The sequence below is a fragment of the Bradyrhizobium sp. JR3.5 genome (assembly GCF_054057015.1).
The window spans coordinates 2,461,257-2,480,125 of the sequence record NZ_JBSRYV010000002.1 but is presented as its reverse complement, the minus strand read 5'-3'; the positions used below and the strand labels follow the sequence as shown (position 1 = coordinate 2,480,125).

General features: G+C 63.8%; 14 protein-coding genes and 3 pseudogenes. 10 read left to right on the top strand and 7 right to left on the bottom strand.

Features of this window, described 5'->3' with window-relative positions; all coding sequences use genetic code 11:
- Window positions 1–143: 143 nt before the first annotated feature.
- The 5 genes and pseudogenes from ACVWW1_RS28755 to ACVWW1_RS28735 all read left to right on the top strand — a co-directional run bounded on the left by ACVWW1_RS28755 (window position 144) and on the right by ACVWW1_RS28735 (window position 6,924).
- Window positions 144–1,037, top strand: coding sequence for an ABC transporter substrate-binding protein (locus ACVWW1_RS28755; RefSeq protein ID WP_456658232.1), 894 nt, complete (start codon window positions 144–146; stop codon window positions 1,035–1,037).
- Window positions 1,038–1,189: 152 nt separating this feature from the next.
- Window positions 1,190–2,680: an amino acid ABC transporter permease/ATP-binding protein gene (locus ACVWW1_RS28750; RefSeq protein WP_456658231.1), complete on the top strand. Its 1,491-nt coding sequence runs from the start codon at window positions 1,190–1,192 to the stop codon at window positions 2,678–2,680.
- 40 nt (window positions 2,681–2,720) lie between these two features.
- A complete protein-coding gene (locus tag ACVWW1_RS28745) occupies window positions 2,721–3,962 on the top strand; it encodes an acetamidase/formamidase family protein (RefSeq protein WP_207834485.1) in 1,242 nt (413 codons plus the stop codon).
- Window positions 3,963–4,044: 82 nt separating this feature from the next.
- Window positions 4,045–6,385: pseudogene (locus ACVWW1_RS28740) on the top strand (acetamidase/formamidase family protein).
- A 152-nt stretch (window positions 6,386–6,537) separates the two neighbouring features.
- On the top strand, window positions 6,538–6,924 hold the full coding sequence (locus tag ACVWW1_RS28735; RefSeq protein WP_207834489.1) for a RidA family protein: 387 nt from the start codon (window positions 6,538–6,540) through the stop codon (window positions 6,922–6,924).
- 142 nt (window positions 6,925–7,066) lie between these two features.
- Here ACVWW1_RS28735 and phaR read toward each other — a convergent pair whose 3' ends face one another.
- Window positions 7,067–7,657, bottom strand: a complete 591-nt coding sequence (phaR, locus tag ACVWW1_RS28730) for a polyhydroxyalkanoate synthesis repressor PhaR (RefSeq protein ID WP_176528494.1) — start codon at window positions 7,655–7,657, stop codon at window positions 7,067–7,069.
- A 315-nt stretch (window positions 7,658–7,972) separates the two neighbouring features.
- Between phaR and ACVWW1_RS28725 the strand changes: the two genes are divergently transcribed.
- From ACVWW1_RS28725 to yddG, 3 genes are all read left to right on the top strand, one after another.
- Window positions 7,973–9,151 carry an acetyl-CoA C-acetyltransferase gene (locus ACVWW1_RS28725; protein WP_456658230.1) on the top strand — a complete coding sequence of 393 codons (1,179 nt, stop codon included), beginning with the start codon at window positions 7,973–7,975 and terminating at the stop codon, window positions 9,149–9,151.
- A gap of 268 nt (window positions 9,152–9,419) precedes the next feature.
- Window positions 9,420–10,145 (top strand): acetoacetyl-CoA reductase, encoded by a 726-nt coding sequence (gene phbB, locus ACVWW1_RS28720; RefSeq protein WP_092120223.1) that lies wholly within the window; start codon window positions 9,420–9,422, stop codon window positions 10,143–10,145.
- A gap of 137 nt (window positions 10,146–10,282) precedes the next feature.
- Window positions 10,283–11,149 carry an aromatic amino acid exporter YddG gene (gene yddG, locus ACVWW1_RS28715; RefSeq protein ID WP_456658229.1) on the top strand — a complete coding sequence of 289 codons (867 nt, stop codon included), beginning with the start codon at window positions 10,283–10,285 and terminating at the stop codon, window positions 11,147–11,149.
- Here the strand turns inward: yddG and ACVWW1_RS28710 are convergent.
- A pseudogene (locus ACVWW1_RS28710) lies at window positions 11,146–11,843 on the bottom strand (flavin reductase family protein). The gene yddG and the pseudogene ACVWW1_RS28710 overlap by 4 nt on opposite strands.
- Before the next feature lie 101 nt (window positions 11,844–11,944).
- Between ACVWW1_RS28710 and ACVWW1_RS28705 the strand changes: the two are divergent.
- Window positions 11,945–13,030, top strand: coding sequence for an IS5 family transposase (locus tag ACVWW1_RS28705; protein ID WP_456655252.1), 1,086 nt, complete (start codon window positions 11,945–11,947; stop codon window positions 13,028–13,030).
- A gap of 165 nt (window positions 13,031–13,195) precedes the next feature.
- On the opposite strand, the gene ACVWW1_RS28700 is transcribed toward ACVWW1_RS28705, so the two are convergent.
- Together ACVWW1_RS28700 and gloB are read right to left on the bottom strand one after the other, a co-directional pair.
- Complete coding sequence (locus ACVWW1_RS28700; protein ID WP_456658228.1) at window positions 13,196–13,630, bottom strand: cupin domain-containing protein; 435 nt, start codon at window positions 13,628–13,630, stop codon at window positions 13,196–13,198.
- A complete protein-coding gene (gene gloB / locus ACVWW1_RS28695) occupies window positions 13,630–14,397 on the bottom strand; it encodes a hydroxyacylglutathione hydrolase (protein ID WP_207834497.1) in 768 nt (255 codons plus the stop codon). The genes ACVWW1_RS28700 and gloB overlap by 1 nt, the downstream gene beginning before the upstream one ends.
- Window positions 14,398–14,580: 183 nt before the next feature.
- Between gloB and ACVWW1_RS28690 the strand changes: the two genes are divergently transcribed.
- Window positions 14,581–15,333 (top strand): class I SAM-dependent methyltransferase, encoded by a 753-nt coding sequence (locus ACVWW1_RS28690; RefSeq protein WP_456658227.1) that lies wholly within the window; start codon window positions 14,581–14,583, stop codon window positions 15,331–15,333.
- 59 nt (window positions 15,334–15,392) lie between these two features.
- On the opposite strand, the pseudogene ACVWW1_RS28685 reads toward ACVWW1_RS28690, so the two are convergent.
- The 3 genes and pseudogenes from ACVWW1_RS28685 to prfA all read right to left on the bottom strand — a co-directional run bounded on the left by ACVWW1_RS28685 (window position 15,393) and on the right by prfA (window position 18,824).
- A pseudogene (locus tag ACVWW1_RS28685) lies at window positions 15,393–16,158 on the bottom strand (DUF4167 domain-containing protein).
- Window positions 16,159–16,673: 515 nt separating this feature from the next.
- Window positions 16,674–17,555 (bottom strand): peptide chain release factor N(5)-glutamine methyltransferase, encoded by an 882-nt coding sequence (gene prmC, locus ACVWW1_RS28680; RefSeq protein WP_456658226.1) that lies wholly within the window; start codon window positions 17,553–17,555, stop codon window positions 16,674–16,676.
- A gap of 183 nt (window positions 17,556–17,738) precedes the next feature.
- Window positions 17,739–18,824: a peptide chain release factor 1 gene (prfA, locus tag ACVWW1_RS28675; protein ID WP_456658225.1), complete on the bottom strand. Its 1,086-nt coding sequence runs from the start codon at window positions 18,822–18,824 to the stop codon at window positions 17,739–17,741.
- Between the last annotated feature and the right edge of the window lie 45 nt (window positions 18,825–18,869).

Here is an 18,869-nt window from a genome sequence, read left to right as displayed (position 1 = left end):
ATGAGCGCGTCGTGCCCAAGCTTTGACGCGAGTTCATCCAATTTATTGTGCGTTCCCAGACAAGTTTTCCGGCGGAGACCGCCGTTTACTTCTTCGAGGTTTGGACCGTGGCTTGCGCCATGACAACGTCGAAAGAGGATCGAATGGTCACGCTATCTTTTCCGCGCACGTACAAACTGATGCATATCGCGGCGCTAGGGGCCCTGCTGGTTGCGGGCGTCGGTGCTCCAACCAGCGCAAGGGCGGCTGCGCCGGCCGCCTGTGCGGAGCTACAGACAAAATATCCGGACTGGAAGGGCAAGACCCTCGTCAACGCGATCAATCCGCATACGCCAGGCTACGAGTCGATCGATCCGAAGGACCCGAGCAAATATGTCGGTTTCGATATTGATCTCGGCGAGCAGATTGGTGAATGCCTCGGCTTCAAGCTGACCTACAAGGCGGTTACCTTCGCCGCACTCCTCACCACGCTGGCCAGTGGTCAGGCCGACATTGTGATCTCCGACATCTACGCCACGGAAGAGCGTGCCAAGGCGGCCGACTTCATCACCTATTCGAAGGTGTTCGACGGCGTATTGGTCGCCAAGGGCAATCCGAAGAAGATCTCCGGCATCAATACCTCGATGTGCGGCGCGGCGGCGGCCGAGAACACAGGCTACGTTGAAGTTCCGCTGATCCAGGCGCTTGTGCCGGAGTGCAAGAAGGAGGGCAAGCCTGAGCCGACCATTCAGCTCTACGACAACAACGCCAACTGCATCCAGGCGATCCTGGCCGGACGCGCCGACACTTATGTCAACGACGTCAACACCGTCGACAATGCGGTGAAGGCCTATCCGGACAAGCTCGAAAAAGCTGTCGCTGTGACAATCCCGTATAAAGTCGGCATCGGCGTGCCCAAGGACAAGCCGGCCTTCCGCGATGCCGTGAAGGCGGCGCTGACCGAGATCTACAAATCGGGCGATCAGCTCGCGCTGCTGAAGAAGTGGAATCTCGATCCGGAGAACCTGATGGAGCCCGGTCTGCTGACGGTCAAGTAGGTCCAGCGCTGGCAGAAGGACGGCCCGCTCCATGGAGCTGTTCCTCCACTATCTGACGATGCCGTATATGATCGAGGGCATTCAGGCGACCTTGCAGGTCACCGCCCTCGGTCTACTCGGCGGGCCTCGCCCTCGGTGTGATCCTGGCATGGATGCAGCTCAGCCGCTTCAAAGCGCTGGCGTCCTTCGCCCGGGTCTACACCGTGGTTTTTCGCGGCACGCCGCTGATCCTGCAGATGGTGTTCGCCTACAACGCCTTGCCGCAGATCGGCATCAAGCTGCCTGCCATTCTCGCCGCCGGCCTCGCGCTGGCCTGCAACGAAGCGCCATTCATCGCCGAGATGCTGCGCTCCGGCGTGCTCGGCGTCGATCGTGGCCAGGTGCTGGCCGGGCAGGCGCTCGGCATGACGCCCGGCGTCCTGATGCGCCGGATCATTGCACCGCAGGCGATCCGCTCGATGATCCCCGCTTTCGGCAACGAGACGGTCAGCGCGTTGAAGAATTCGTCGCTGGCGTCGGTGATCGCCGTGCAGGAGCTGACGTTGCGCTCGACCCAGATGGCGTCGGCAACTTTCGATTTCTTCTCGATCTTCTTTGCGTCCGGCCTGATCTATCTGTTCCTCACTGCGGCGATCGCCGGCATCCAGCTGTTCCTCGAATGGCTGTTCGATCTCGACCGCGCATCGAAGCAGATCAAACTGATGCGGATGATGCCGTGGTATCGCGCGCAAGGGCTCGATGATCCGCTGACTGCGGCGGAGGATGCGCCGCCTGAGATATTGCCCGATGCCGGTGTCGCCGAATTGCCGCCGCCGCGTGCGCAGTCCGGGCGTATCGATCGCGCCAAACGCACCGAGATGCTGGCGCGAAACAACGTGGCCGTCGATATCGCCGCGCTGCGCAAGAACTATGACAAGCAGGTGGTGCTCGCAGGCGTCGATCTCACGGTGCGGATCGGCGAGGTGATCGCGCTGCTCGGGCCGTCCGGCTCCGGCAAGAGCACGCTGCTCCGTTGCATCAACAATCTCGAGCTCTGGAACGACGGCAGCATCAAGGTCGGCGGTCGCCGGCTCGGCTTCAACGATCACGGCAAGGCGCTGTCGCCGCGACTGCTGGCGCAGGCGCGCGCCGAAGTCGGCGTCGGCATGGTGTTCCAGCAGTTCAACCTGTTTGGCCACCTCACCGCGAAGGAGAATATCGCCGGGCCGCTGCGCTGGGTGCATGGCGTGTCGCGCATCGATGCGGATCGCCGGGCGACCGAACTGCTCGGGCGCGTTGGCCTCAGCCACCGCGCCGATGCGCTGCCGCGGCATCTCTCCGGGGGCCAGCAGCAGCGCGTCGCCATCGCCCGTGCGATCGCGCCGAATCCAAGCGTGCTGTTGCTCGATGAACCGACTTCCGCGCTCGACCCCGAACTCGTCAATGAGGTGCTTGAAGTCATCCGTCGCCTCGCGGTGGAAGACGGGCTCACCATGATCATTTCAACTCATCAACTGCGCTTCGCCAGCGAAGTCGCCGATCGCGTGGTGCTGCTGGCGGGCGGCGAAATCATCGAGGAGGGCCCGGCCAACGAGGTGCTGAGCAATCCGCGCAATCCGCTAGCGCAGCGTTTCCTCAACGCCATGGAGGCCGAAATCGCATGAACAGAAATCAGTCCGTTTCCATCCGCGTGAGGGCCTTTGCGTGAAACATCATCTGCTGCCGGTATCTGCGAAGACTGTGCATTGGGGCTATTTCAGCAAGGTCGTGGCGCCGGCGCTGACGCTGCAGTCTGGCGATCGCGCCACCATCGAGACGCTGACGCATCACGCCAATGACGATTACGAGCGCATGATCGAGGGCGATCCCGGCGCCGAGAGCGTGTTCAAATGGACGCGCGAGCACAAGGCGGTGGCGCGGCGCGGCTCGGGACCTGCCGAAGGCCCGTTCATCCGCGGCTCCGGCGAAGGCGTCGGCGTGCATCTGCTCACCGGTCCGGTGGCGATCGAGGGCGCCGAGCCAGGCGACGTGCTGGAGGTTCGCATTCTCGACGTGCGTCCAAGGCCGGCCTGCAAGGCCTGCCATGCCGGCAAATGCTTCGGCTCCAATGTCGCGGCCAATTGGGGCTTCCACTATCACGACTTGATCGAAGCGCCGAAGCCGCGCGAGGTGGTGACGATCTTCGAGCTCGACACGTTGGGCGAGCCCTTCGCCAGGGCGGTCTACAATTATGTCTGGACGCCGCAGACCGATCCCGACGGCATCGTGCATCCAACCATCGACTATCCCGGCGTGCGCGTTGATCACGCCACCATCGTCAAGCGCGAGAATATTCTGAGCAATGTCCGTGTGCCCGCGCGGCTGCATTTCGGCACCATGGGCCTCGCGCCGTCGGAGCAGGATTTCGTGTCCTCTATTCCGCCGAGCTATACCGGCGGCAATATCGACGACTGGCGCGTCGGCAAGGGTGCCAAGATGTTCTATCCGGTTGCGGTGCCCGGTGCGTTCTTCTCGGTCGGTGATCCCCATGCCGCGCAGGGCGACAGCGAGCTCGGCGGCACGGCAATCGAGACCTCGCTCACCGGCGATTTCGAGTTCATCCTGCACAAGCATCGCGATCTCGGCGGCACACAGCTCGAAGGCCTGACCCATCCGATGCTGGAAACTCCCGACGCCTGGTCGGTTTACGGCTTCACCTATCCGAACTATCTCGCCGAGCTCGGCGCCAATGCGCAGCTCGAAATCGCCAATCATTCCAGCCTCGACCGCGCAATGCGGGACGCCTTCCGCAAGATGCGTCGCTTCCTGATGACGGTGCACAAGCTCAGCGAGGACGAGGCGATCTCGCTGATGTCGGTGGGCGCGGATTTCGGCGTGACGCAGGTGGTCGATGCCAATTGGGGCGTGCACGGGACCATCCGCAAGAACGTGTTCCGGTGTGACTGACCACGTGCCGGCTACAGGCCAGGACGTGTCATCCTTTGGGGTGGCATGGAGATTGCTAGGCTTCGGCTCAGAAGGTCGATGCATGAGGCCGCGTCCGTTCACGAGTGAATCCTATTCCGAAGGCGACCGCCCCGAGGCCTGGCGGGACGTCCTGGCGTCGGTCGGCTTGCAGCCGACGGCCGCCACGACCACTCATGCCGGCCATGCCACCGCGGTGCGGCGCAATTTTCAGGGCGTGACGCTGGCCAGGCTTTCGGCGGGGCCACAATCGGTGTCGCCGCGCACCGATGTTGTGGCCGATCATCCGCTGGTGCTCCTGCCGCTCGAAGACGGGGTGGCACTGAAGACGGCGGCCGGTTATCAGATCGTGGCGGCGCGCCATCTTCTGCTACTCCCGCGCGCGGGGGACTGGAGCGTGTCGTTCCAGCGCGAGATGCGCGCGGTGGTGCTGTCGGTGGCGTCCGAACCGGCGTATCGCCGCCGCGCCACGCCGCAAGACGGCGAGATGCGTGTGCTTCCGCCTGGTGGCTTTGGCAGCGTATTTGCGCAGATGATGGAACTCGCCGCGCGCGATCTCGACGCGCTGTCCGATGTCGAATGGACCGCGCTCGCGCGAAGTCTCGCCGATCTGCTGCCGACATTCATGTGTCAGCACAGCGATACAGCAAGCGATCTCGGCGGCAGCAGCGCCTCCAAGGCGGCGACGCTGCATCGCCTGTGCGAGACCGTTGAACGCTGCCTCGACGATCCCGACCTGACGCCGGCGAAAATCGCCGGCGCCGAGGGCATTTCCGAACGCTATCTGCAAAAACTGTTCGAGGGCGCCGGCACCAGTTTCACGCATTACCTGCGCGAACGAAGGCTGCAGCGCACCTGGGCCGATCTGTCCAATCCCGCCGAGGCGCATCACTCGATTTCCGAGATCGCCTTCCGGGTCGGCTTTAACGACTCCGCGCATTTCAGCCGCACCTTTCGCCAGCGCTTCGGTCTGTCGCCGCGCGAATTCCGCCAGCATGAAGCCGAGCGCCAAACCGTAGCGACAGCCACAGCCGGCCAACGCGGCTGGCCCCAACAAGCCCTGGCGCAACTGCGCAGCCGGCATGTCGCGCTGGCGCGCAAGACCGCTGCCCCCTTTAGCGCACATGACGTGGAGATCGCAGCCGCGCCGCGCCATCACCATCTCGCCGCCGACGCTTCGCGCGTGCACTGGGGCTATTTCAGCCATTCGTTGCCGCCGCAGGTCGAGATCGGCTCCGGCGACACCATCACCATTGAGACGCTGACCCAGCACGCCTCCGACGATCCCGAGCGCATGATCGAGGGCGATCCAGGCGCCGAGAGTGTGTTCCACTGGACGCGCGATCGGAAGAACGTCGATCGTCGCGGCGCCGGCCCGCTCGATGCCTCGATCTATGGCCGCGGAGCCGGCGAGGGATTCGGCGTGCACATTTGCACCGGGCCGGTGGCCGTGAAGGACGCGGAGCCAGGCGACGTACTGGAAATCCGCATCCTCGACATCGTGCCGCGCGCGAGCCGCAATCCGGACTTCGAGGGCCGCGTGTTCGGCAGCAGCGTCGCGGCCTGGTGGGGATATCACTACAAGGAGTTCCTCGCCGAGCAGAACGCCCATGAGACGGTGACTATCTACGAGATCGTCGACGACGATGACGCGCCGTATGCGCGTGCGCTGTATTCCTATCGCTGGGAACCGCAGACCGATCCCTTCGGGACGCTGCACAAGACTTACGACTATCCGGGCATTCCGATCCCGCCGTCATCGGTGCGGCGCCGCCACGACGTGCTCGACGGCATCCGCATCCCGCTGCGTCCGCATTTCGGAGTCATCGCGCTGGCGCCGCGCGAGGCCGAACTTGTCGATTCCGTCCCGCCCGCATATTTCGGCGGCAATCTCGACAACTGGCGGCTCGGCAAGGGCTCGACGATTTATCTGCCGGTGTCGGTGCCGGGCGCGCTGCTGTCGGTCGGCGATCCCCATGCTGCACAGGGCGACGGCGAACTCGGCGGCACCGCCATCGAATGTTCGATGACCGGCACATTCCAGGTCATCCTGCACAAAAAGAACGAGTTTACCAATCAGCCCTTCGCCGATCTTACCTATCCACTGATCGAGACTGAATCCGACTGGGTGCTGATGGGCTTCAGTCATCCCAACTATCTCGCCGAATTCGGCGCCAAGGGGCCAGAGCGAGGTCTATGCCACTTCGTCACTCGATCTCGCGATGAAGGATGCGTTCCGCAAGATGCGCCGCTTCCTGATGAACATCAAAGGCTTCACCGAGGACGAGGCGATCGCGCTGATGTCGGTGGCGGTGGACTTCGGCGTGACGCAGGTGGTGGACGGCAATTGGGGCGTCCATGCCATTCTCAGCAAGCGCGTCTTCGATCACGCGCCGCAAAACTAGAGCATGATCCGGAATAATGGAAGCCGGTTTTCCCTCGCGACAAACGCGGAACGCGTTTGCGCGGAGATCATGCTCAAGCAAAGACATGAGATCATGATGCGATTCCGTAGAAACGCATCATGATCCATCAAAGAGCAGGCGAGGAGACGTCGTTGCAATTTCACATGATATCCGGCGGCCCGAAGCCGGTCGCGCCGTTCAGCCACGCGGTCGAGACCGACGGCTTCGTCTTCGTCACCGGCCAGATGCCGGATACACCGGCCGCACCCGGCGTATTGCCCGACGGTATCGTGGCGCAGACCCGCGCGGTGATGGAGAATCTGCGCGTGGTGCTTGCGGGCCTGGATCTCGGCTTCGAGCATATCGTGATGTCGCGCATCTATCTGACGCGCTTTCGGGAAGATTATGCGGCGATGAACGAGACCTATCGCAGCTACTTCCGGTCCAACCGCCTGCCGGCCCGCACCTGCGTCGGCGTCACCGGTCTGGCCTATGATGCGTTGATCGAAATCGATCTCGTCTGCCGCCGACCTGCATAGAAGCGTCCGCAACAGCATGCGCGATCAGGCGGCGACCGCCTGACGTCGGCGGGAGCCGCCGTCGCCAGGATTTTAGGAAACGACGACGGCCGGTGCGTCCGGCCGATCGGCCAAAGGACCTGCAAGGGGAGCCGGACGAGACCTATTCGTCCTTCTTCGTCGGCTGCGACATGCGCTCGAGGCGTTCCTGCATGTCCTTCATCTGGCGGCGAAGGTCGTCGATGTTGCCGTCGTCGGCCGCGGGCTCCGGCGCCTTCTCGGCTTCAGTGCCGCCGCGCTGCGGCACGAACGGCTTGAACATCGAGAAGGTCTGCTGGAACAGCTCCATGTTGCGGCGGACCTGTTCTTCCAGGGGAGCAAACGGCGTCCCGCTCAGGGCGCCTGCGATCTGCTTGCGGAATCTCTCCTGTTCCCGGGTCAGCGTATCGATCGACTGCTCGAGATATTTCGGCACCACCATCTGCATGCTGTCGCCGTAGAACCGGATCAGCTGGCGCAGGAAGGTGGTCGGCAGCAGGTTCTGCCCGGCCTTGTTCTCCTGTTCGAAGATGATTTGCGCGAGCACGGAGCGGGTGATGTCATCGCCGGTCTTGGCATCATAGACGAGGAAATCCTCGCCTTCCTTCACCATCGCCGCGAGATCCTCGAGCGTCACATAGGTGCTCGTACCGGTATTATAGAGCCGCCGGTTCGCGTATTTCTTGATCGTGGTCGGTTGTTCAGATTTTGCCATGGGCTCACACTTCAACACCGAAGGACCTGGAACCCGGCAGCATCGCCGCTGGGCTAAATGCAACGCATCGCAGCAAAGGTAAGCATTTTCAAAGCCGTTCGGCTACCGTTTTGTGCTGCACGGTTAATCCCAAAGCAAAGGTATTGCTCAGGAAAGTGCCAAGGACATCATTTTGAGTGCGTCGCGGCGCGCGATTTGCGCGTCAGCGCGATTGACATGGCTCAATGAGGTTTACAGGATAGTCATTAAGAGACAGGTCCGCCGACCCGGCCGCCCGCCGTCGAGAAACCCAGCTACAACCCAAAGGAGATGTCCATGTCAGACGATGTCGTCATCGTCAGCGCCGCCCGCACCCCGGTCGGCAGCTTCAACGGTGCGTTCGCCACCACGCCGGCCCACGACCTCGGCGCGATCGCCATCAAGGCGGCGCTGGAGCGTGCCGGCGTCGAGGGTGGTCAGGTCTCCGAAGTCATCATGGGCCAGATCCTCACGGCGGCGCAGGGCCAGAACCCGGCCCGCCAGGCCTCGATCGCGGCCGGGATTCCGGTGGAAAGCCCGGCCTGGGGCGTCAACCAGCTCTGCGGCTCGGGCCTGCGCACGGTGGCGCTCGGCTACCAGGCGCTGCTCAACGGCGATTCCTCAATCGTCGTCGCCGGCGGCCAGGAATCCATGAGCATGGCCCCGCACGCGCAATATCTGCGCGGCGGCGTCAAGATGGGCGACCTGCAGCTGATCGACACCATGATCAAGGACGGCCTGTGGGATGCCTTCAACGGCTACCACATGGGCAACACCGCCGAGAACGTCGCCAAGCAGTACCAGATCACCCGTTCCCAGCAGGACGAGTTCGCGGTCAGTTCGCAGAACAAGGCCGAGGCGGCGCAGAAGGCCGGCAGGTTCAAGGACGAGATCGTCCCGGTCACGATCAAATCCCGCAAGGGCGATATCGTGGTCGACGCCGACGAGTATCCGCGCCATGGCGCCACGATCGATGCGATGGCCAAGCTCCGCGCCGCCTTCGAGAAGGACGGCACCGTGACCGCCGGCAACGCCTCGGGGATCAATGACGGTGCCGCCGCCGTCGTGCTGATGACCGCCAAGGAAGCCGCCAAGCAGGGCAAGAAGGTGCTCGCCCGCATCGTCTCGTGGGGCCAGGCCGGCGTCGACCCCAAGATCATGGGCACCGGGCCGATCCCCGCCTCGCGCGCCGCGCTGAAGAGGGCCGGCTGGAACATCGCCGACCTCGACCTGATCGAGGCCAACGAGGCGTTCGCAGCGCAGGCCTGCGCCGTCAACAAGGACCTCGGCTGGGATCCGGCCAAGGTCAACGTCAATGGCGGCGCGATCGCGATCGGCCATCCGGTCGGCGCGTCGGGCGCCCGCGTGCTGGTGACGCTGTTGCACGAGATGCAGAAGCGCGATGCCAAGAAGGGCCTCGCGACGCTGTGCATCGGCGGCGGCATGGGCATCGCTATGTGCGTTGCACGCGACTGAACAAGAGGCAGCGAGGTCGGTTAGGTGATGAAAAGATCATCTGTCAACCACGGCGCGAGCTGATAGAAAAGATGCCCGGCTTTGTGCCGGGCATTTTTGTTTCGAGAGCAGGATCCGGAAAAGTGTGAAGCGGCTTTCCGAAAGGATCATGCTCAAAAGAGCGAGCTAAAGCGCGATGACGGTTGAGCCTAATCTCATCGCGCTTTGTCGAGTGAGTGCGAGGACCGGAGTGATCCGGTTATAAAAGACGGCCAAGGAGGAGACGGACATGGCACGTGTTGCATTGGTGACGGGCGGAACGCGGGGCATTGGAGCTGCAATCAGCAAGGCGATGAAAGCGGCGGGCTACAAGGTGGCGGCGAGCTACGCCGGCAATGACGCCGCGGCGGAGAAGTTCAAGGCGGAGAGCGGCATCCCGGTCTACAAGTGGGACGTCGCATCGTTCGACGCCTGCGCGGCCGGCGTGAAGCAGGTCGAGGCCGATCTCGGTCCGGTCGACGTGCTCGTCAACAATGCCGGCATCACCAAGGACACTGCATTCCACAAGATGACGCTGGAGCAGTGGAATGCCGTGATCAACACCAACCTCGGCTCGCTGTTCAACATGACGCGCCAGGTGATCGAGGGCATGCGCGCCCGCAAGTTCGGCCGCGTCATCTCGATCTCCTCGATCAACGGCCAGAAGGGCCAGTTCGGCCAGGTCAACTACTCCGCGGCGAAGGCCGGCGATATCGGCTTCACCAAGGCGCTCGCGCTGGAGAACGCCAAGGGCGGCATCACCGTCAACGTGATCTGCCCGGGCTATATCAACACCGAGATGGTGCAGGCGGTGCCGAAGGACGTGCTCGAGAAGAACGTGATCCCGCAGATTCCGGTCAACCGGCTCGGCGAACCCGAGGAGATCGCGCGTGCCGTGGTCTTCCTCGCGGCTGACGAAGCGGGCTTCATCACCGGCTCGACGCTGACCATCAACGGCGGCCAGTATCACGCCTGACGCGAGAAGCGTCGTCGCGTCGCAGGTGCCATCAATCACGTCGTAATGCCCGGCCTTGTGCCGGGCATTTTCGTCGTTACAACCGCAAGGCGCGAAGCAGAGACGTGGCCGGGGCGGCCACGACGGATTGAGTTCAGATGACGACCCGAACTGCCACCCTTGTCGGACTGACCGCCATCCTGATGTGGTCGCTGCTGTCGGTCATGACGGTCGCGACCGGCAAGATTCCGGCGTTCCAGCTCGCCGCCATGACGTTTGCGATCGGCGCCGCGGTCGCGTTCGCAAGCTTCCTCTTCCGTCCCGCAGCGTTCGGCGCATTGAAGCAGCCGCTGGTCGCCTGGGTCGTCGGTGTCGGCGGGCTGTTCGGCTATCACGCGCTGTATTTCCTGGCGCTGCGTTTCGCGCCGCCGGCCGAGGCCGGCCTGCTCAACTATCTCTGGCCGCTGCTGATCGTGCTGTTCTCGTCGCTCTTGCCGGGCGAGCGGCTTGCGATCCATCACATCGTCGGCGCGCTGCTAGGCCTTGCCGGCACCGTGCTGCTGTTCGCCGGCAACACCGGCGCCTTCACAAGCGCGCAGATTCCAGGCTTCGCGGCGGCCTTCGTCGCGGCGTTCGTCTGGGCGGCCTATTCGGTGATGTCGCGCCGGCTCAAGGCGGTGCCGACGGATGCGGTGGCGGGCTTCTGTCTTGCGACGGCCGTGCTTGCCGCGCTGGTGCACATGCTGGCGGAAACCACGGTGTGGCCCGCGACGCCGCTGCAATGGCTCGCGGTAATCGCGCTCGGCATTGGCCCGGTGGGCGCCGCGTTCTTCGCCTGGGACATCGGCATGAAGCGCGGCGACATCCGCGTGCTCGGCGCCGCCTCCTATGCCACGCCGTTGCTCTCGACTGCGTTCCTGATTGCCGCGGGTTTCGCCAAGCCCAGCGCCAACATCGCAATCGCCGCGATCCTGATCGCCGGCGGCGGCCTGATCGCGGCGAAAGACATGGTCTGGAAACACTAGGCGGCTGGCCGCCAGCCTGGCGGCTTGTAAGCACCTTCCGGAATTTGCCCGAGCACGGAATGCTTCAGCTTCTGGGGCGACAGGCCGTAGAACTGCTGAAAACTCATGATCAGCGGCCGCCATTTGTCGGGATCGATGCGGTCGGTTTGGCCGTCCATCAAAATCCCCGGATGAGCGTGCACGCGGGTCACGCGCACCTCGATTGCCGTGAGATTGCCGCGCCAGACCTCGTCCTCCTGCGCCATTCTGTGGACGTGGGCGACCTTTGCCTCAATCTGTACCGGGCACTCGGCGGCGCGCGGGGCGGCGACGGTCTCGCCGTGCAATCGCGTCAAGCCGCTGATGTCGAACTTGTCCCGTTCGTGCCGATAACCGCGCTTGATTTTTCCTGCCGGCACGGGGTTCGAGCCGGTGGTGCGCGCCAGAGCATTGACGGCATCGACAAGATCGACCGATGGGAGATTGAGCACGCATTCGCCGGTGCGGATCATGTTCTCGGTGGTCTTGGAATTGCCCTTGCGAGGCCAAGCATGCATCGCCAGCCAACCCACCACGCCGACGACATCGGCGCCAGATTGGGCGAGCCGTCTTCATTGGACGAACCAATCAGAACGACGGGTGTCCCGAAGTAGAGTATGGCCGGCTCAATGCTCCGCGATTCCGCAGTGCCGGTGATATCGACGGTGCTGAGCATGCTGGCTTCCTCATGTGAAGCCTAGCAGTCTGCTGAAAAAGCCCTCGCAAAGGGCTGCGGTTGATGATTCAATTATCTATCATGAATCGTCGGGGGCTCGCATGCGGGGCGATTTTGCGGATCAAGGCGGGTTGTTTTCGTACATCTCGCCGGAGGCACGGGTACCTCCGAACCATCCGCTGAGGAAGATCCGAGGGCTCGTCCGCGATGTGCTGGGCGAGATGAACCGTAACTTGGGGAAGCTTTACGCGAGCGAAGGACGGCCCTCGATCCCTCCGGAGCAATTGCTGAGCGCAATGTTGCTGCAGGTGTTCTACGGCATTCGATCGGAACGCCAGTTGATGGAGCAACTGGACTACAATCTTTTGTACCGCTGGTTCGTAGGACTTTCGCCGGACGCCCCCGTCTGGGACCCGACCACCTTCACCAAGAACCGCGACCGGCTGCAGAACGGCGAGGTGTTTGCGACGTTCATGAACCGGCTTCTGAACCATCCGCAAGTCAAGCCACTATTGTCGGACGAGCATTTCTCGGTGGACGGAACGCTGATCGAAGCCTGGGCATCACAGAAGAGCTTTCGCCCCAAAGACGGCAGCGGTGATGACGACGACGGCGCTAACTTCCACGGCCAGAAGCGCAAGAACGACACCCATGCGAGTACCAGCGACCCCGACAGCCGGCTCTATCGCAAGGCTGCCGGGCGGGAGGCGAAGCTCTGCTATATGGGCCACGCCACCATGGAGAACCGGCATGGGCTGGCGGTAGCCGGCATGGTCACGCACGCCAATGGCACCGCCGAACGCCGAGCCTCGGAGATCATGCTGAAGGCGAGAGGCAAAGTTGCCGGCTGCCGCATCACGGCCGGTGAGGACAAAGCGTACGATACGGTCGATCATGTGGCCAATCTTCGCGCCATCAACGTGACACCGCATGTGACGCAGAACCAGGCCGTCACCAAAACCGGCAAGACCCGCAACAGCGCCATCGACCAACGAACCACGCGGCATCCGGGCTATGGCATGTCGCAATCGCGCCGGGCGATGATCGAGTGCATCTTCGGCTGGGGCAAGCAGCACGGCACCATGCGCAAGACCAAACATCGCGGCATCGCTCGGGTCGCTGCCGACTTCATGCTCAATCTGATCGCCTACAACCTGATCCGCATCCCCAAACTGGTTGCAGCGTAGCCAACTTGGCGTCCAGACCACCAAAGCGCTTCAAACTCTCAAACAAATCATCCCAAAAATGGCACCCGCGACAGAACAAACGCCCAATTCCTTGGATTTTTCAGTAAACTGCTAGAGCTAATGGCTTGGTGCCCGCTTACCCACCCGATTCCCGAGTACCTTCTTTCAGTTGCCGGGGAACCAATCGGGCTTTGCCATCTCGAATTTCGCAAACTCAAATCCCGGCGCGACGGTGCAGCCGACCAGCGTCCAGTCGCCGCGGCTTTCCGCGGCCTGCCAGGCGCCCGCCGGCACGATCGCCTGGGGCTGTTCGCCCTGCGCGAAGTCAGGTCCGAGCGTGATCGCATGCGGCTGCGCGCCGTCCTGCGCGATCTTCAGCGTCAGCGGTGCGCCGGCGTAATAGTGCCACATCTCCACCGCGTCGATGCGGTGCCAGTGCGAGCGCTCGCCGCGCGCGAGCAGGAAATAGATCGCGGTCGAATGCGCGCGTCCACTGGCATCGCAGCGTTGGTCGCGAAAAGTCTCGCGATAGTGCCCGCCTTCGGGGTGCGGCTTTAGCTCAAGCCGCGCGATGATGTCGGCAGCCGAGAGGTCGGCCATCAGGACTTGTTCTTGCGCTCGCGGAGCTCGCCGAACACCAGCGCCGGGTCGGCGCCCTTCATGTGCAGCTTGGCGGCGACAACAGGCTCGTCGGCGCGCAGGAACACGTTGGCCTTCTTCTCGTCACCCAGCAGCACGGGAATCGTCGGCTTGTTCTCGGCGCGCAGCTTCGTCACTTCCTCGGCGCGGGCCTGCAAATGCGGATTGTCGCCCTCGATGGTGAGCGCGAACTTCACGTTGGAGGCGGTGTATTCATGGCCGCAATAGAGACGGAAATCGTCCGGCAGCGAACGCAGTTTCAGCAGCGAATCCCACATCATGGGATAGGTGCCCTCGAACACCCGGCCGCAGCCGATCGAGAACAGCGTGTCGGCGGCGAACACCGCCTTCTCGCCGTCGAATACATAGGAGATATGATCGAGCGTATGGCCGGGGGTCTCGACCACGCGCGCGAGCAGGCTGCCGACTTTGATGACGTCCGCATTGGCGGCGCGCAGATCGACATTGGCGATCTTGGCAGACTTGTCGTGCGGCGCGACGACGCGGCAGCCGTATTTCTGCTTCAGCTCGGCGACGCCGCCGACATGGTCGCCATGGTGATGGGTGATCAGGATGTCGGTCAGCGTCCAGCCTTCGTGCTCCAGCGCCTTGATGATCGGGCCGGCCTCCGGCGCGTCGATCGATGCCGTCGCCTTGGTGGCGGGATCGTGGATCAGGTACCCGAAATTGTCGGTGAGGCAGCTGAAGGTGCGAATTTCGGCGGTCATGATATCTCCACGAACAAACGGGACGGACATTTCAGAGCATGTTTTTTTCGAAAAGCCGGCGTCGCCGTTTCCGGATCATGCTCTTACCTCGCCCAATATAGGGGTGAAATATGGCGTTAACGCTCCGGCGGCAACGCAAATTTCGGCGCTCCCCGGCTGTAACGGGCATGTTAGGCTAGGATCATGGACGTCATCGACCTCCGCGACTTCTATTCGCAGCGCCTCGGCATCGTCGCGCGGCAGCTGATCAACCGTGGCATCCGTGCGCGGTGGCCGAACGCGGAAGGCCTGCGCGTGCTCGGGCTCGGCTATCCGACACCCTATCTCGGCCTGTTCCGTGATACCTGCGAGCGCTGCATCGCCTTCATGCCGGCGGCCCAGGGCGTGCTGAAATGGCCGACCGGCCGGCCGGCGCTGGCGACCCTGATCGACGAATTCTCGATGCCGCTGCCGGATGCCGCGGTCGACCGCGTGCTGCTGGTGCATGCGCTGGAGATGTCCGACGATCCCGAGCGGCTGCTGCGCGAGGTGTGGCGGGTGCTGTCACCGTCGGGGCGGCTGATCGCGATCATCCCGAACAGGCGCGGCGTCTGGACGCGCACCGATGCCACGCCGTTCGGCCATGGCCGGCCCTATTCGCGGGCGCAGATCACCCAGTTGTTGCGGCAGACCTGGTTCACGCCGGCGTCATGGGGCGAGGCGCTGTTCATGCCGCCGGTGCAGGGCAACTGGTTCCTGCGCTCGGCGATGGCGTGGGAGCGGGTCGGTGCGGCGCTGTCGATGCCGTTCGCCGGTGTGCATATCGTGGAAGCGAGCAAGCAGGTCTATCGCGCGATCCCGGCGCGCCGTGAGCGCACGCAACTGATCCCGTCATTGCGTCCGGTGCTTGTGCCGTCCTCGACGGCGACGCGCAAATCCAGTCACGCGGAGTCGTAAGCGACATGACACGAATGATTCACCCTCCCCTGAAGGGGGAGGGTGGCCGCACAGTTGCGTTACTCGTTGCCCGGATTGAAGTCGTCGCTCGGCGCCGGCTGCGCCGCCATGTCGGGGCGCGGGCCGTGCGGACGGCGGCGACGGCGCGGAAAACGCTCGCTCCGTTCGCCGCGTTCTGCGCCGCCATTGCTGGCTTCATAAGCGCCACCGTTGACCTGCGGCTGCGCGCCGCCGGTGATGAACGAGGGCAGGCGATCGACGCCGCCGGCATCGGCCAGCACCGGCTGCGGCTGGTTCTGCGGTAGCGGTTGATACTGCGGCTGCGGACGATTGTTCGCGTTCGCGGTGCTCACGCGGCTGCTGGTCACGCTCGCGATGCTCCCGCGGCTGCTGGTAGGGCTGCTGGCCGTTGTCGCGCATGAACGGCTGTTGCTGCTGCGGCACGAAGCCAGGCTCCTGGCCGAAGCTCGAATAGCCGTCGCTGTCGTCGTCGCCGTCTTCGGTCTGCGTCACCTCGGCGTCAGGGCGCGGCGGCTGCTGACTCTGCCGGAACTGCTCCTGCGCGGCCGCGATGATCCGGTAATAGTGCTCAGCGTGCTGGTAGTAGTTCTCAGCTGCCACCGGATCGCCGGAGGAGCGTGCATCGCGCGCAAGCTGGACGTATTTCTCGGCCACGTGGGAGGCCGTGCCGCGGATCTTGATGTCGGGTCCGTTCGATTCGTACACCCGTGTCAGGGGATTCTGGCCGCGCCGGTTATTGTTGTTGTTATTGTTGTTGTTGTTATTCCGGTTGCGCATCCGCTTGTTGTTCTGACCGTTTCTCATCTGTCGCCCTTTTATTCCAGCCCTGAAGTTATTGCAGTCCACAGTCCGATTTCTCAGAAGTCCGAATTCTCAGAAGTCCGATTCCCAGATTCCAATTCCCAGAGTCCGATTCGGCGTGCGCCCAGGCGCACGGAATCGCAATACCGTTCGAAGTGGCATCGATGTCGCCGACCATCTCGTTCAGCAAAGTCGCGTTCAGCAAAGACGCGTTCCCCAACCGCCGCCGGCCAAACACGCCAGCGACAAAATCATTCCGCCCGTTGAGACAGGCCCAGTTCTCGTGCGTAAGTGTTCAAGCGCAATAACAGGCTTTCGTTCGCTTGGCGGTCGAGAGCAGCACAGCTTCGGCTATTGCGCTCAATGAGACCTGCGTTCCTGGAACCTTTCGATCGGCGGGCTCTGCTGAACCCTGGTCATCACCCGTAACGGTTACGGGGCCAGCACCGATGTCGTGGGCGGAACGTAGTCGTTCCCGGGGGATATTCCAAGAGGTTTTTTTGCGTTCCAATAGGACTTTATCGGGGCAGCCGGCGGGCTGAAACGGCCCTCGGAACGCCCCCGAGATCGGCCTTGGGCGGCCCCGTTGGGGATAACCCGGAAGCCGTCATCAGCGCTTCAACGTCGCCGCACTGGCCCTGCCCGACTTCCACAACCAGAAATCCACCCAAGGTCAGAAGACCCGCAGATTGCGAAATCAGCGTGCGGTAGGCGTCGAGCCCGTCGGACCCGCCGTCGAGCGTCGCGCGCGGGTCGTGCGCGCGCACCTCGATGTCGAGACCGGCGATGTCGGCCGAGGGGATGTAGGGCGGATTGGACACGATCAGGTCGAACGCGCCGGTCAGCGCGCCGCCATAGTCGCACGCGATCCATGTCGCGCGATCGGCGAATCCGAGTTCGGCGGCGTTTCGGCTCGCCGTCTGCAGCGCCTCTGTGGAGATGTCGGTGCCGAAGCCATGCGCGTGGGGCAGTTCCGAGAGCAGCGCCAGCAGGATCGCGCCCGAACCGGTGCCGAGATCGGCGATCCGCAACGCGCGATCCGCCGCGCCGTCGGCGCGCAGCAGCTCGAGCGCGCGCTCGACCACGGTCTCGGTGTCGGGGCGCGGCACCAGCGTTGCGGCGGTCAGATGCAGCGGCAGCCCCCAAAACTCCTTGATGCCGAGAATGCGCGCGACCGGTTCGCCGGCGAGGCGGCGCCGCGCCAGGCCCTCGAGGCGATCCGCTTCGTCCTGGGTCAGCGTACGTTTCGCTCCCGTGACCATGCCGGTCAGATCGAGGCCAAGCGCCGCGCCGACCAGCAGCCGTGCATCGAGTTCGGCGGAATCGTTGCCGGCCGATTGCAGCCGCGCAACCAGTGTGCGGCGGGCGCTCTCGACTGTTGCGTTGACCACAGGCGCCATCACGCCGTGTCCTCGCGCAGCACCAACCGCCCGTCGTCCTCGCGAAAGCGGGGACCCATACGCCGCGGCCCTTCGATCTGGGCGGTCGGGGTCGATATCGGGATCAACAATGACGCCTTGTGGTTATGGGTCCCTGCTTTCGCAGGGATGACGACGATCAATGGAGCCAGCAGCCGGATCGGTTCACGCCGCCGCGCCCTGTGCCGCGAGCTGCGCGGCCTGGTGCTCGGTGGTCAGCGCATCGATCAGTTCGCCGAGCGCCTCGCCCGCGATCACCTGCGGCAGCTTGTAGAGCGTCAGGTTGATACGATGGTCGGTGACTCTCCCTTGCGGGAAATTATAGGTGCGGATGCGCTCCGAGCGGTCGCCGGAGCCGACCTTCTCCTTGCGGTCGGCGGAACGCGCGGCATCGACGCGCTGGCGCTCGGCGTCATAGATGCGCGAGCGCAGGATGTTCATCGCCGACGCCCGGTTTTTGTGCTGCGAGCGGCTGTCCTGCATCATCACCACGATGCCGGTCGGCAGATGGGTGATGCGGATCGCGGATTCGGTCTTGTTGACGTGCTGGCCGCCGGCGCCGCCGGCGCGCATGGTCTCGATCCGCAAATCGGTGTCCTTGATGTCGACGTCGACGTCGACGTCCTCGACCTCGGGCAGCACGGCGACCGTGGCGGCCGAGGTGTGGATGCGGCCTTGCGTCTCGGTGTCGGGCACGCGCTGTACGCGGTGCACGCCGGACTCGAATTTCAGCTTGGCGAAGGCGCCGCGGCCCTGCACCTCGGCGATGATTTCCTTGTAGCCGCCGACGGTGCCTTCGCTCGCGGAGATCACCTCGACCTTCCAGCCCTGCAAGGCCGCGAAGCGCTCATACATCCGGAACAGGTCGCCGGCGAACAGCGAGGCCTCGTCGCCGCCGGTGCCGGCGCGGATTTCCAGCACCACGTTGCGGTCGTCCATCGCGTCCTTCGGCAGCAGCGCGATCCGGATCTCCTGCTCGAGCTCGCCGATGCGCCCCTGCAGTGTCTCCAGCTCGGCTTCCGCCATGCTGCGCATCTCGGGATCGGTCCCCGCATCGGCCAGCAACGCCTCGGTGTCGGCAAGTTCCGATCGGGCAGAGCGATAGACCTTCACCGCATCGATCAGCGGATTGAGCTCGGCGAGCTCGCGCGTGATCGCAACATAGCGCTCGGAGTTGACCTGGCCGAGCAGCTCGGCCTCCAGCGAGGCGTGATGGGCGAGCAGGACGTCGAGTTTGGCTTCGGGTAGCATGGCGGAGTCTCGAATTGCTGAAAGCGCGAAGGGGTGGCAGAGGCG